Below are 12653 nucleotides of genomic sequence, written 5' to 3'. Positions count from 1 at the left end.
TAGGGTCGGAACGTGCGCGTCGACATCCTCAGCAAGGAGTACCCGCCGGCCATCTACGGAGGTGCGGGTGTTCACGTGGCAGAGCTCGTGCGGGCGTTGCGGGCGCGGGGTGACATGGACGTGCAGGTCCGCTGTTTCGGGACCGCTCGTGACGAGACCGGGACGACGGCGTACCCCGACCTCCCGGAGCTCGCCGGGGGCAACGCCGCGATGCAGACCCTCGGTGTCGACGTCAGCATGGCCGGCGACTGCATCGGCGCCGACCTCGTCCACTCGCACACGTGGTACGCCAACATGGCCGGACATCTCGCCTCGCTCCTCGGAGGTATGCCGCACGTCGTGACCGCGCACTCGCTCGAGCCGATGCGGCCCTGGAAGGCCGAGCAGCTCGGTGGCGGCTACCGCGTGTCCTCGTGGGCCGAGCGCACCGCCTACGAGTCCGCTGCCGCCGTCGTGGCAGTCAGTGCGGGCATGCGCGAGGACATCCTCAAGAGCTACCCGTCGCTCGACCCGGCGCGGGTTCACGTGGTGCACAACGGGATCGACTCGCAGCTGTGGTCGGCGGACCGCTCGGCCGAGGCCACCGAGACCGTTCGGCGCCATGGAGTCGACCCCGACAAGCGGTCGGTGGTCTTCGTCGGCCGCATCACCCGCCAAAAGGGCCTGCCCTACCTGCTGAGGGCGTGCGCGCAGCTGCCACCCGACGTCCAGATCGTCCTCTGCGCCGGGGCGCCCGACACGCCGGAGATCCTCGCGGAGGTCGAGGGGCTCGTGAACGAGCTGCGATCCGGACGCGAGGGTGTCATCTGGATCCCTGACATGCTTCCCCGCAACGAGGTCGTGGCCCTGTTGACCCACGGCACCGTCTTCGCCTGCCCCTCGATCTACGAGCCGCTCGGGATCGTCAACCTCGAGGCCATGGCGTGCGAGCTGGCCGTCGTGGCCACGGCGACCGGCGGCATCCCCGAGGTCGTCGTCGACGGCGACACCGGGTGGCTGGTGCCGATCGACCAGGTCCAGGACGGCACCGGCACGCCGGTCGACCCCGACCGCTTCGTGTCCGACCTCGCGGCGGCACTCACCGACGCGGTCTCCGACGTCGACCGGGCCCACGCCTTCGGTCGGGCCGGTCGCCGACGCGCCGTCGACTCGTTCTCGTGGGCCTCCATCGGTGACCGCACGCTCGAGGTCTACCGGGCAGTCCTCGGCAGCTGACGGGTGGCGGTGTAGGCCCGCGGGGGAGCGCCGGTGGGTCCCGTCCCGACCCGGCACCTCTGCTTCGGCGTGCACTGCGCGTAGGTTGGAGGAGGCGGACCACCGCCGCAGGCCCGAGAGGAACGCCATGAGGAGTCGACTGGCCAGCCTCGTGCTGCGCCTCACCGGGTGGACGGCGGTGGGCGACGTGCCCCGCACCGGCATCCTCGTCGGTGCCCCGCACACGTCCAACTGGGACTTCGTGATGATGCTCCTGGTCATGTGGCGGGGCGGGGTGACACCCCGGGTCCTGATCAAGAAGGAGCTCTTCCGGGGCCCGCTCGGATGGCTCCTGCCGCGCCTCGGTGGCATCCCGATCGACCGTGACCACCCCGGCGACGTGGTGCGCGGGCTCGTCCGGGAGGCCCGCAGCGGGGAGCCGTTCCTGCTGGTCCTGGCCGCGGAAGGCACCCGCACGAAGGGCGGGTACTGGAAGTCCGGCTTCTGGCGCATCGGGCGGGCAGCCAGTCTGCCCATCGCCTTGGCCTTCATCGACGGACCTTCTCGCACAGCCGGATTCGGTCCGACCATGAGGGCCACGGCAGACGTGGTCGCCGACATGGACCAGGTGCGTGCGTTCTACCGCGACAAGCGCGGTATCCACCCCGAGCGGCGCACGGAGCCTCGACTCCGCGAGGAGGAGCAGGCCCGGGCCCGCGGCTGACTGACAGGGCCCGAAGGGGTCGCGAATCCGGCGTTCCGGTGGTGTCGGGCCGGAAGCCGTGGGAATGTTCGCCTGACACTTCCCGAACCCACTGACCGGATCGAGCTCGAGATGGCGACTGACGTGGCTGGCAACGACGCGCTGACCGGTGGTCACCGTGGGTCGGAGGACGACGAGACGAGCGTCCCGGAGCAGGAGCCGCGCGCCGGACGTCTCCGGAGGTGGCTCCACTTCACCCTCCCCGGGTGCTGGGGCGCGGTTCTCTTCGCGGCCCTGTCGTTCACGCCGTCGCTGCTCCCGCGCGGTGGTTTCATCCAGGGCCTGGTCTGTGGGATCACCGCTTCCATCGGCTACGGCCTCGGAGTCCTCGGCGCATGGCTGTGGCGCGCCTTCGCCGACCGGGAGCCTCGGCCGCCCAAGCCCTGGTCCTGGCGTGCCCTGTTCATCGGCGGCGGCGGGCTCCTGGTCGTCTTCTTCGGCCTCGGCCAGTACTGGCAGCACGAGATCCGGAGCCTCATGGGGGTGACGGAGTACAACATCGCCCTCGTCGTCCTCTCGCCCTTCGTCGCCGTGTTCTTCTTCGCGGTGTTCCTGCTCATCGGCCGCGGCATCCGACGCGTCTACCACTGGGTCGCGGACCTGCTGAGCCGCAAGTTCGGGCGGCGGGCCGCGGGCGCGACGGGCTGGGTCCTCGTCACGACGATGACCTACCTCGTCATCAGCGGCATCCTCATCGACGGTCTCGTGGGTGCCATGGACGAGGCCTTCTCGGTGGGCAACACCGTGACGCAGGAGGGGGTCGTCAAGCCCACGACCGGCCTCCGGTCGGGAGGGCCGGGCTCGATGGTCCCCTGGGAGTCGCTCGGTCGCGAGGGCCGCACCTTTGCGGCAGGCGGTCCGACCGCCAGCGACATCGAGGGGGTCGTCCACCACCCCGCGATGGAACCGATCCGAACCTACGCCGGCCTCGACTCGGCCGACGACGCCGAACAGCGCGCCGCCCTGGCGGTCGACGACCTCGAGCGGGCGGGTGGTTTCAAGCGGTTGAACCTGCTCGTCGTGACGACCACGGGCAGCGGGTGGGTCGACCCGGCACTGGTCGCCCCCTTCGAGTACCTGACCGGCGGCGACGCGGCCACGGTCGGGATGCAGTACTCGTACCTGCCGTCGTGGCTCTCGTTCCTCGTCGACCAGTCCAAGGCCCGCGAGGCGGGTCGGGCGCTCTTCGACGCGGTCTACGACCGGTGGTCGCAGCTGCCGCAGGACTCCCGGCCGAAGCTGTTCGTGTCGGGCGAGAGCCTCGGGACGTTCGGCGGCGAGACCGCCTTCAGCGGCGAGTACGACCTGCGCAACCGGACCGCGGGCACGGTCTTCGCGGGGCCACCGAACTTCAACACGCTGTTCCGTGAGTTCAGCGACCAGCGCGACCCCGGCAGTCCCGAGATCCAGCCCGTCTACAAGAACGGGCGGACGGTGCGGTTCGCGACCGACCCGGGGGACTCGATCCCGCCCGAGGGCCAGCCGTGGGACGGCACCCGCGTCCTCTACCTCATGCACCCGTCCGACCCGATCGTGTGGTGGAGCCCTCACCTCGTGTTCAACGAGCCCGACTGGATCGGTGAGGCTGCCGGCAAGGACGTGCTCCAGGGCATGTTCTGGATGCCGTTCGTGACCTTCTGGCAGGTGACCGCCGACCTCCCGTTCTCGACCGGGGTCCCTGCCGGACACGGCCACAAGTACACGACGGAGTACGTCGACGCCTGGAATGCCGTGATGCGTCCGGAGGGCGTCACCGCCGACGACCTGGCAGCCGTCCGGACGGCGGTCGGAGCGCTGGGTTAGTCGTCGCCCAGGCGAGCAGGTCAGCCGCCGACGAGGCGACCCGTCACGGCATACGGCACGCCGACGACCTCTGCCGGGCCGCCGAGGATCATGCCGAGCAGCTCAGTGGGCCGGGGGTAGTCGGGGCCCAGGCCCGCGAGGTAGGCGTCATGGGCCGACAGTGACGCGACCGCCGCGTCGAAGTGGTCCGAGACGTCGACGAAGTGCGTCGGCTCGGGGTCGGCGACGACGAGCAGCCGGGCGACCTGCCACGGCTCGTGGCCCTCGTCGACGAGCTCGGGGAAGATCCACCGGTTGCCCGCGTCAGCCCTGGCGTCGACGACGGCGAGGCCCACGGCCCGGTGGTCGGCCTGGTTGACGATGCCACCGGGGAAGCGGTCGGCGTACGTCATGGTGATGACCAGGTCGGGCCGCCGGATCCGCATCTCGCGGGCGATGGCGCGACGCAGCGCGAGGCCGTACTCGACCACGCCGTCGGTGAAACCGTCGAGGAACTCCACGACGTCGACCCCGACCCTCGCCGCGCCGTCGCGCTCCTCCTGTTCGCGCAGCGGCCCGGCCTCCTCGGGCCGCACGCCGTCGATGCCGGCCTCGCCACGGGTGGCCAGCAGGTAGGTCACGGTCTTGCCCGCCCGGACCCACTTGTCCACCGCGGCGGCCGTGCCGTACTCGAGGTCGTCGGGGTGCGCGACGACGCAGAGGACGGTCTCGAAGGTGCTCTCGTCCAGCGACTTCAGCTCAGGGTGCTCCGTCATGGACCAAATCTAGGGTTGCTTGGCGAAGTCCCGGGGGGATGTGACGATGGAGAACATGCTGACCATCGAGCTCGCCCGCCGGCTCTCCGACGCGGGACTGACGTGGGAGCCCGTCTCCGGGGACCGCTTCGTCGTGGCCGTCAACGGCATGGAGGACGACGTGTTCGTCATCAGCGAGATCACGGTCGACGTCCACCACTTCACGACGGGCGACGTCATCGGCTTCAACGGCACCACCGAGTGGGCCCTCGACAGCGTCGAGCAGGACAAGGCCGTCTGGCTCCCGCGCGAGGACCAGCTGCGCCACCTGCTCGGCGACGCGTTCGTGTCCCTCGAACAGCTCGAGGGTGGGTATGCCGTGTCCGCCCGTGGGCGCGACGGCGCGGTCGAGCGCCACGCTGACATCGACGCCGAACGTGCCTACGCCCGAGCGCTGCTCGTGCAGCTCGGGACGTCGGCTCCCGAGGCGTAGCCGGACAGACGGTCAGGCCGGGCGCCATCCCGCGATCGACATGACGGCGACGTTCGTCGCGTCCGCGAGGGCCGCGTCGGCGTCGGCCGCGAGGTCGCGCAGCAGGCGCGTGCGGTTCGCCGTGGTCCCCGCATCGAGCCCTCCGGAGCCCAACGAGGTCCGGTCGGCGTTGCGGTGTGCCAGGCGCGAGAGGCTGGCCGCCAGCGCCATGATCCGCAGGGCCCGTCCGGACGTCTCGGGCGGGATGCCCCACAGGGCCGTGTCGAGGTCGGCCTGCGCCTCGGCGCGCGCCTCGTGTCCCCAGGGGTGACCGCCCACCTGCTCGAACCGCACCGTGTGCTCACGCAGCCGGCTCATGAGGTCCCGCTCGATCTCCCGGAGGTCGAGCATCTCCATCCGGTGACGGGGGAGCGGGTCCGCCTCATAGGCCGTCCAGTCGGCCCTGACGCCCACGTCCCCCTCGGGACCGAACTCCGAGAGCGTCGGCACGAGGACGCCCCCGATGCCCGCGACGAAGACGCACTCGCCGGCGTCGGCGGCGTGTGCGGTGGCCGCGGAGGACCCACGCGGCATACGGCTGATGTCGCCGGGACGGGGGAGCGCCACGAACAGGGCGCGCTCCCCGAGGTCGCGCCACACGTCGAGCCGGGCGAGGTCGCCGGCGACGTGGTCGAGGTCGGGAAACGCCCGCGCCAGGGCCTCCGTCGTCGCGAGGTCGCCGCGCCACGAGGCGGTCACCCACAGCGCGAGGCGCACGGACGCGGGCAGCTCGGACACCCCGTCATCGTAGGGTGCGCCGCCGCGTCGACCTCGATGGCCTTGTCATAGGGTCGAGCCATGAGCGACGTCCTCGCCTTCGCCGGAGTCACCGTTCGTCGCGGTGCCTCGACGCTCCTCGACGACGTCACGTGGGAGGTGGAGGAGGGCGAGCGCTGGGTCGTGCTGGGCGCCAACGGTGCCGGCAAGACGACCCTGCTCCAGATCGCCGCGGCGCGCCTGCACCCCACGTCGGGTGTCGCCGGCGTCCTCGGCGAGGTGCTCGGTGCGGTCGACGTCTTCGAGCTGCGGCCCCGCATCGGGCTTGCGAGCTCGTCGATGGCCGAGCGCATCCCGGGCGGCGAGCTCGTCGGCAACGTCGTCGTCACGGCCTCCTACGGGATCATCGGCCGCTGGCGCGAGACGTACGACCACGTTGACTACGTGCGCGCCATGGAGCTGCTGCGGACCCTCGGCGCCGACCACCTCGCCGACCGTGCCTACGGCACGTTGAGCGAGGGCGAGCGCAAGCGCGTCCAGATCGCGCGGGCCCTGATGACCGACCCCGAGCTGATGCTCCTCGACGAGCCGGCCGCCGGACTCGACCTCGGCGGCCGCGAGGACCTCGTGCGCCGCCTGGCCGACCTCGCCGCCGACACCGAGGCGCCGGCGATGGTGCTCGTGACGCACCACGTCGAGGAGATCCCGCCGTCGTTCACCGACGTGCTGATGATCCGCGACGGCAAGGTCGTCGCTGCCGGACCCATCCCGCTGACGCTGACGGCCGAGAACCTCAGTGCGACGTTCGGGCTGCCTCTCGTGATCGAGCAGCACGGCGAGCGCTGGTCGGCGCGGGCCGAGTCCTGATCGCAACCGGTCCCGACCTCCCGATCCGTAGGTCCCGAGAGGGAACTGAGGCAGAATCGAGAACGTCACAGGAGTGACGCACGGGACCTCGGGGCCCGTCGCCGGCACGGACGAAAGCAGGGTGGGGGCACGTGGGCGAAGGACACGCTTGGATGGTCTGGCTCGCGGTGGCCCTCGTGCTGGTCGCCATCGAGGCGGTCACGGTCGACTTCACCTTCCTCATGCTCGCGGGCGGCGCCGTGGGAGGTTCGGTCGCTGCGGCCTTGGGGGCGTCCCCGGTGGTGCAGGCGATCGTCGCCGCGCTCGTGGCCGTCGCCCTGCTCGCGATCGGGCGCCCGTGGCTCAAGAAGCGCTTCCAGGCCACCTTGCCGCACGAGCTCATGGGGGCCGCCGCCCACGTCGGTCGATCAGCTGTGGCCATCGAGCGGGTCAACCCGGCCGGGGGACGCGTCAAGCTCGCGGGCGAGACCTGGTCGGCGCGCACTCTCGGCGACGACATCGAGCCCGGTGAGGAGGTCGTCGTCGACTCCATCGACGGCGCGACCGCCATCGTGAGCCGCGCCCACGTCGTGGGGAGCTGAGCCGGACACCGGCAACGCGCCTCGCCGACGCCACCGAACCACCGAGCGGATCGACCGATCCGCCCGCACCAACCGCGCTTCCTCGGGGAGCCCGGACCGTACAGGAGAAGGTCGAGAAGGTCGTGGACCCGGTACTCATCATTCCGATACTCATCGTCATCGTGGCGTTCGTGCTCGTGCTGCGCACGGTGCGCATCGTGCCGCAGCAGACGGCACAGATCGTGGAGCGGCTCGGCGGCTACAACAAGACGCTGACGGCCGGCATCCACTTCCTCGTGCCGTTCGTCGACAAGGTCCGGGCCAACATCGACCTGCGCGAGCAGGTCGTGTCGTTCCCGCCGCAGCCCGTCATCACCTCCGACAACCTCGTCGTGAGCATCGACACCGTCATCTACTACTCCGTCATCGACGCCAAGGCCGCGGTCTACGAGATCGCCAACTTCATCCAGGGCATCGAGCAGCTGACGGTCACCACGCTCCGCAACGTCATCGGGTCGCTCGACCTCGAGCAGACCCTGACGAGCCGCGACCAGATCAACGGCCAGCTCCGCGGTGTCCTCGACGAGGCCACCGGCAAGTGGGGCATCCGCGTCAACCGCGTCGAGCTCAAGGCCATCGACCCGCCCCACTCGGTGCAGGACTCGATGGAGAAGCAGATGCGTGCCGAGCGTGACCGTCGCGCGGCCATCCTCACGGCCGAGGGCGTCAAGCAGTCCGCCATCCTCACGGCCGAGGGTGAGAAGCAGAGCCAGATCCTGCGCGCGGAGGGTTCGGCCCAGGCCCGCATCCTCGAGGCCCAGGGCCAGGCGCGCGCCATCCAGCAGGTCTTCTCCGCGATCCACCGCGGCAAGCCGACGCAGAAGCTGCTCGCCTACCAGTACCTCCAGGTGCTGCCGCAGATCGCGCGCGGCGACTCCAACAAGATGTGGATCATCCCGTCGGAGCTGACCGACGCGCTCAAGGGCATCGGCAACGCGCTCGGCGGCAACGACCCGCAGTCGGGTGCCGAGGAGGACGAGCCGTGGGTGCAGACGACGGATGCCGAGGAGGACGCTTTCGCCGAGACGATCCTCGAGGACTCCGCCAAGGCTCTCGCCGAGGCCCGTGGCGAGGCCGCGGCCGCGAGCGCCGAGTCCACCGAGCACACGGGTCCCATCTGGCGCCAGAGGGCGTCGGTCCACCCGGCCGACCCTGAGCTGCCCCCGCCGCCCGCGGCCGCTCCGCCGGTCCCGCCGCAGGCGTCACCCGCGATCGCCCCGCCGGCCGCTCCGGCGGACCTGCCCGACGCGCCGCCGGAGCCTCCGGCACAGCGCTGACGGACACCACCCGACGACACCCGGTCACCCTCTGTAGGGTGACCGGGTGTCGTTCTGGTCCGCCGTCGCCGTCGCGCTGGCCGGGACCGGAGCCGGCATCATCAACACGATCGTCGGCTCGGGCACCCTCATCACCTTCCCGACCCTGCTGTTCTTCGGGGTCAACCCGCTCGTCGCCAACGTCTCGAACAACATCGGCCTCGTCGCCGGAGGCGTGACCGGGGCGTGGGGCTACCGCGAGGAGCTGGACGGCCAGGCGCGCACCCTGCGGCGCCTCATGCCCATGTCGTTCCTCGGCTCGGTCGTGGGGGCGGGGCTGCTCCTCGTCCTGCCGGCCGCGGCATTCCGGGCGATCGTCCCCGTGCTCATCCTCATCGCACTGGTGCTCGTCGTCGCCGGCCCGCGCATCCAGGCCCGCGCCCACCCGGAGGGTGACGACGGGCCCGTGCCGCGCTGGCACGCGCCGGCGATGGCGGCCGGGGTCTTCGCCGCCGGCGTCTACGGCGGCTACTTCGGTGCTGCCCAGGGCGTCCTGCTCATGGGGCTGCTCAGCGCCCTGAGCCTCGAGCCCCTGCAGCGGCTCAACGCCTACAAGAACGTCCTCTCGCTCGTCGTGAACTTCGTCGCCGCAACGGTGTTCGTCCTGTTCGCCCGCGAGCACATCGACTGGCTCATCGTCGCGCTCATCGGTGTCGGCGCCTTCGTCGGCGGCATCATCGGGGCGCGCGTGGGCCGGCGCATCCCGCCGAACGTGCTGCGCGGTCTCATCATCGCGATCGGACTCGTGGCCGTCGTCAAGCTCGTCCGGTTTCCCTGACCTGGACCGGACCCACGCCCACGATGCCGGGCGGGCACGCGACCACCACTAGCCTGTCGGGCGTGCCGATCGAGATCTCCGACCCCAGCGACCCGCGACTGACCGACTACGTCTCGCTGACCGACGTCGTGCTGCGCAGGCGGCACGAGCCCGAGCGTGGCCTCTACATCGCCGAGAGCCAGAAGGTCATCCGGCGGGCGCTCCGGGCCGGTCACCGGCCGCGGTCCTACCTCATGGCGCGCCGGTGGCTCGACGACCTCTCCGACATCGTCGCGGACGCCGAGGCCGACGGCATCCCGGTCTACTTCGGCGACCACGACGTCATCGAGCAGCTGACCGGATTCCACCTGCACCGAGGCGCCCTCGCCGCGATGCAGCGTCCGGCGTTGCCGACGGTCGAGTCGCTCATCGCCGACGCCCGGCGGGTCATCGTCCTCGAGGACGTCGTCGACCACACGAACGTCGGGGCGATCTTCCGTTCTGCGGCTGCTCTCGGCGTCGATGCCGTCCTCATCACGCCCCGGTGCGCCGACCCGCTCTACCGACGCTCCATCCGGGTGTCGATGGGGACGGTGTTCCAGGTGCGGTGGACCCGGATCGACCCCTGGCCGCAGGGCATCGGACTGCTGCACGACGCCGGGCTGACGGTGGCGGCGATGGCGCTCTCCGACGACTCGGTCTCGCTCGACGACCTCGAGAGCGCTCCACCCGAGCGGCTTGCCCTCGTCGTGGGCACCGAGGGCGACGGACTGTCGCACCGGACGGTCGCCGACGCCGACCTCACCCTGCGCATCCCGATGGCCGGTGGTGTGGACTCGCTCAACGTGGCCGCCGCGAGTGCCGTCGCCATGTGGGCGCTGCGCCCACCCGCGCGGGCCTGACCGAGCGGCTCAGGCCCGGACGAGGCGGTCGAGGAGCCGCTCGAGCTCGACGCCGGGGTCGTCGCACAGTCCGCCGTGCACGGGGCCCGGCTGCACGACGGTCGAGCGCGGCGCGATGATCCAGCCGAACCGCTGCCCCGGCTTGTCGAGGGTCGGCAGGCCGCGTCCGGTCTCGCCGCGGCACACGGCGCGGACGCGGTCGAGCGTCGACCGCACCCCCTCGAGGTCGCACGTCGGGCACAGCGCGCTCGCGCGGCCCTCGTCGAGCTCCCAGGCGGCGTCGAGGAACCCGGCGTCCTGCGAGTAGAGCACGACGCCGACGTTGATGAACTCCTCGCGGTCGACGCGCGGGACGAGGCGGAGCAGGACGTACTGGTAGGCGTTCACGCGGCGACGCCCGTCGGCACCCACGTCAGCGGCCCGTCGAGGCGGGCGCGCAGCATCTGGGCGTATGCCGTCCGCACCGCGGGCGCGTCGGCGAGGTCAGGGGTGGGCTCGATCCACTCGTCGGGGACCTCGGCGACGACGGCGTCGAGCGCCTCGGGCGTGAGGCGCCCGGCGAGCTCGTCGTGCCGTCGGGCCACGTCGCCCGCGACGTCGCGCAGGACGTGGCGGCTCGCGTCGAAGGGCTGAGCGGCGAAGCGCTCGGGCGCGGGTGCCCTGCTCGGCCACGAGTGGTGGAAGTACAGCGCGGCGCCGTGGTCGATGGCCCACGTGCGGCCGTGCCAGACGAGCAGGTTGGGGTTCGACCACGTGCGGTCGACGTTGGCCGTCAGCGCGTCGAGCCAGATGATCCGCTCGGCCAGGTCGGCGTCGGGAGGCCTCGAGCCGTCGTAGCCGAGCGATCCCGGCAGGAAGTCGACGCCGAGGTTGGTGCCGACGGAAGCGGTGAGCAGGTCCTGGACCTCCTCGTCGGCCTCGTACTTCGCGATGCGCGGGTCGAGGCGGATCACGGCGAGGTCGGGCACCGGCACCTCGAGCAGGCGCGCGATCCCGGCGACGAGCACCTCGGCCACGAGGACCTTGAGCCCCTGGCCCGCGCCGCGGAACTTCAGGACGTACGTCCCGTCGTCGTCGGCCTCCACGATGCCGGGCAACGACCCACCCTCCTTGAGCGGCGTCACGTAGCGGGTGGCGGTCAGCTCGGGAAGCACGCCGTCAGCCTAGTGGCCGCTCGTGGTCGAGCACCGTGGCCCGCGTCCACAACCGGCCGAGCAGCATCGCGCTCGCCCCGTAGAGGCACGCGAACGCCACGAGCGGCCACCACGCGAGCCCGCTCTCCGGGAGGACGAGCGCGCCGAGGGCCGCCGCCGCGACCATGCCGGCGTTGTAGACGACGTCGTAGGCGGAGAAGGCGCGGCCGAGCAGGTGGTCGTCGACGTGGGCCTGCAGCAGCGAGTCGACGGTGATCTTGACGCACTGCGAGGTGAAGGAGACGACGAAGCCCACCACGACGATGCTCCACGGCGTGAGGAACGGGCCCAGCAGGGCGCACACGATCGCTCCGAGCGCGAGCATCCGGGCGGCATACGGCACGGCGGTCAGGCGGGGGGCCAGCCACGGCGTGACGAAGGCGGCGGAGGCGAACCCCAACGCGGACGCGCCGGCGGCGATGCCGAAGCCCTGCGCGCCGTGACCGGACTCGAACGGGCCGCGGAAGAGGAGCAGGGTCTGCAGCAGGAGGAAGCCGAACGGGAGCCGGGTGAGGAAGACGAGGGCGAGCAGGAGGCGGGCGCGGCGCGGCAGGGTGTGCACGGCCTCGACGAGGCCCGTCACGACGGACCTGGTGATCTGCCCGACCGAGGGCGCACCGCTCGTGTCGTCGGGGCCGATGAACGGCAGACGGGTCGCCGCCCAGGCGGCCACGAGGACCCCGGCGGCGGCGAGGAGCACGTCGACGACGTCGCTGCCACCGAGGGCCCGGATCCCGGTGCCGACCGCGCCACCGAGGAGGTACGCGAGGGAGCCGCACGTGGGAGCGACGGAGTTCGCGCTCACGAGGTCCTCGCGCGGCACCACGTGCGGCATGGCCGAGGAGAGCCCCGCGAGGATGAAGCGGTTGACCGAGAAGACGAGGAGCACGAGGCCGAAGAACGCCGGGCCGGTCTCGGCTCCGGTGACGAGTACGGAGACGCCGAGGATCGCCGCGGCCCGGATGACCTGGCTCACGACGATGACGCGCTTGCGCGGCCACCGGTCGAGCAGCACCCCGACGAACGGCCCGAGGGCCGTGTAGGGCAGCAGCACGATCGCGAAGGCGATGGCGATCCCGCGCGCGTCGGCGGCCTTCTCGGGGTTGAAGAGGATGTGGCTGGCCAGGGCGACCTGGAAGATGCCGTCGCTGAACGACGACGTGACCCGGCTGACGAAGAGCCGACGGAACCCGCGCCCCCGGAGCAGGGTGAACAGGGCGCGCAGGAAGGTCACGCGGCACAGCGTACGGTCACC

General features: G+C 71.6%; 14 protein-coding genes. 9 read left to right on the top strand and 5 right to left on the bottom strand.

What is annotated here, in order from left to right:
* The first annotated feature begins 12 nt into the window (after positions 1-12).
* From glgA to ASD90_RS12900, 3 genes are all read left to right on the top strand, one after another.
* Positions 13-1215, top strand: coding sequence for a glycogen synthase (glgA, locus tag ASD90_RS12910; RefSeq protein WP_056756982.1), 1203 nt, complete (start codon positions 13-15; stop codon positions 1213-1215).
* Between the two features lie 127 nt (positions 1216-1342).
* On the top strand, positions 1343-1918 hold the full coding sequence (locus tag ASD90_RS12905) for a 1-acyl-sn-glycerol-3-phosphate acyltransferase (RefSeq protein WP_056756979.1): 576 nt from the start codon (positions 1343-1345) through the stop codon (positions 1916-1918).
* A gap of 123 nt (positions 1919-2041) precedes the next feature.
* Positions 2042-3760: an alpha/beta-hydrolase family protein gene (locus tag ASD90_RS12900; protein WP_235506625.1), complete on the top strand. Its 1719-nt coding sequence runs from the start codon at positions 2042-2044 to the stop codon at positions 3758-3760.
* Between the two features lie 20 nt (positions 3761-3780).
* On the opposite strand, the gene ASD90_RS12895 is transcribed toward ASD90_RS12900, so the two are convergent.
* A complete protein-coding gene (locus ASD90_RS12895) occupies positions 3781-4515 on the bottom strand; it encodes a PIG-L deacetylase family protein (RefSeq protein WP_056756976.1) in 735 nt (244 codons plus the stop codon).
* Positions 4516-4561: 46 nt separating this feature from the next.
* On the opposite strand from ASD90_RS12895, the gene ASD90_RS12890 reads away from it, so the two are divergent.
* Complete coding sequence (locus ASD90_RS12890) at positions 4562-4987, top strand: pilus assembly protein CpaE (protein WP_369793601.1); 426 nt, start codon at positions 4562-4564, stop codon at positions 4985-4987.
* 12 nt (positions 4988-4999) lie between these two features.
* Here the strand turns inward: ASD90_RS12890 and ASD90_RS12885 are convergent, their stop codons facing one another.
* The gene (locus tag ASD90_RS12885; protein ID WP_056756971.1) at positions 5000-5764 is read right to left on the bottom strand and encodes a hypothetical protein; all 765 of its coding nucleotides are present in this window, start codon (positions 5762-5764) and stop codon (positions 5000-5002) included.
* Between the two features lie 60 nt (positions 5765-5824).
* Here ASD90_RS12885 and ASD90_RS12880 point away from each other — a divergent pair, with 60 nt between their 5' ends.
* From ASD90_RS12880 to ASD90_RS12860, 5 genes are all read left to right on the top strand, one after another.
* Complete coding sequence (locus ASD90_RS12880; RefSeq protein ID WP_056756969.1) at positions 5825-6610, top strand: ABC transporter ATP-binding protein; 786 nt, start codon at positions 5825-5827, stop codon at positions 6608-6610.
* 131 nt (positions 6611-6741) lie between these two features.
* On the top strand, positions 6742-7191 hold the full coding sequence (locus ASD90_RS12875) for an NfeD family protein (protein WP_369793600.1): 450 nt from the start codon (positions 6742-6744) through the stop codon (positions 7189-7191).
* A gap of 122 nt (positions 7192-7313) precedes the next feature.
* Positions 7314-8507, top strand: coding sequence for an SPFH domain-containing protein (locus tag ASD90_RS12870; protein WP_056756961.1), 1194 nt, complete (start codon positions 7314-7316; stop codon positions 8505-8507).
* 46 nt (positions 8508-8553) lie between these two features.
* Positions 8554-9324 carry a sulfite exporter TauE/SafE family protein gene (locus tag ASD90_RS12865; RefSeq protein ID WP_056756959.1) on the top strand — a complete coding sequence of 257 codons (771 nt, stop codon included), beginning with the start codon at positions 8554-8556 and terminating at the stop codon, positions 9322-9324.
* 62 nt (positions 9325-9386) lie between these two features.
* Positions 9387-10205: an RNA methyltransferase gene (locus ASD90_RS12860; protein ID WP_056757677.1), complete on the top strand. Its 819-nt coding sequence runs from the start codon at positions 9387-9389 to the stop codon at positions 10203-10205.
* Between the two features lie 9 nt (positions 10206-10214).
* Here ASD90_RS12860 and ASD90_RS12855 read toward each other — a convergent pair whose 3' ends face one another.
* The 3 genes from ASD90_RS12855 to ASD90_RS12845 are packed head-to-tail and all read right to left on the bottom strand — an operon-like array spanning position 10215 to position 12632.
* A complete protein-coding gene (locus ASD90_RS12855; RefSeq protein ID WP_056757673.1) occupies positions 10215-10592 on the bottom strand; it encodes a DUF3037 domain-containing protein in 378 nt (125 codons plus the stop codon).
* The gene (locus tag ASD90_RS12850) at positions 10589-11359 is read right to left on the bottom strand and encodes a HipA family kinase (protein ID WP_056756957.1); all 771 of its coding nucleotides are present in this window, start codon (positions 11357-11359) and stop codon (positions 10589-10591) included. Before ASD90_RS12850 ends, ASD90_RS12855 begins: the two co-directional genes overlap by 4 nt.
* 4 nt (positions 11360-11363) lie before the next feature.
* Positions 11364-12632, bottom strand: a complete 1269-nt coding sequence (locus ASD90_RS12845) for an MFS transporter (RefSeq protein ID WP_056756954.1) — start codon at positions 12630-12632, stop codon at positions 11364-11366.
* Positions 12633-12653 lie beyond the last annotated feature (21 nt).

The organism is Terrabacter sp. Root181 (assembly GCF_001428505.1).
Classification (GTDB): Bacteria; Actinomycetota; Actinomycetes; order Actinomycetales; family Dermatophilaceae; genus Terrabacter.
The sequence above is the reverse complement of the archived record's forward strand: the minus strand, read 5'-3'. Positions and strand labels throughout refer to the sequence as shown.

Coding starts and splice junctions, on each gene's coding strand:
- ASD90_RS12905 (WP_056756979.1), top strand. CDS start 1,343: ATGAGGAGTCGACTGGCCAGCCTCGTGCTGCGCCTCACCGGGTGGACG.
- ASD90_RS12895 (WP_056756976.1), bottom strand. CDS start 4,515: ATGACGGAGCACCCTGAGCTGAAGTCGCTGGACGAGAGCACCTTCGAG.
- ASD90_RS12890 (WP_369793601.1), top strand. CDS start 4,562: ATGGAGAACATGCTGACCATCGAGCTCGCCCGCCGGCTCTCCGACGCG.
- ASD90_RS12880 (WP_056756969.1), top strand. CDS start 5,825: ATGAGCGACGTCCTCGCCTTCGCCGGAGTCACCGTTCGTCGCGGTGCC.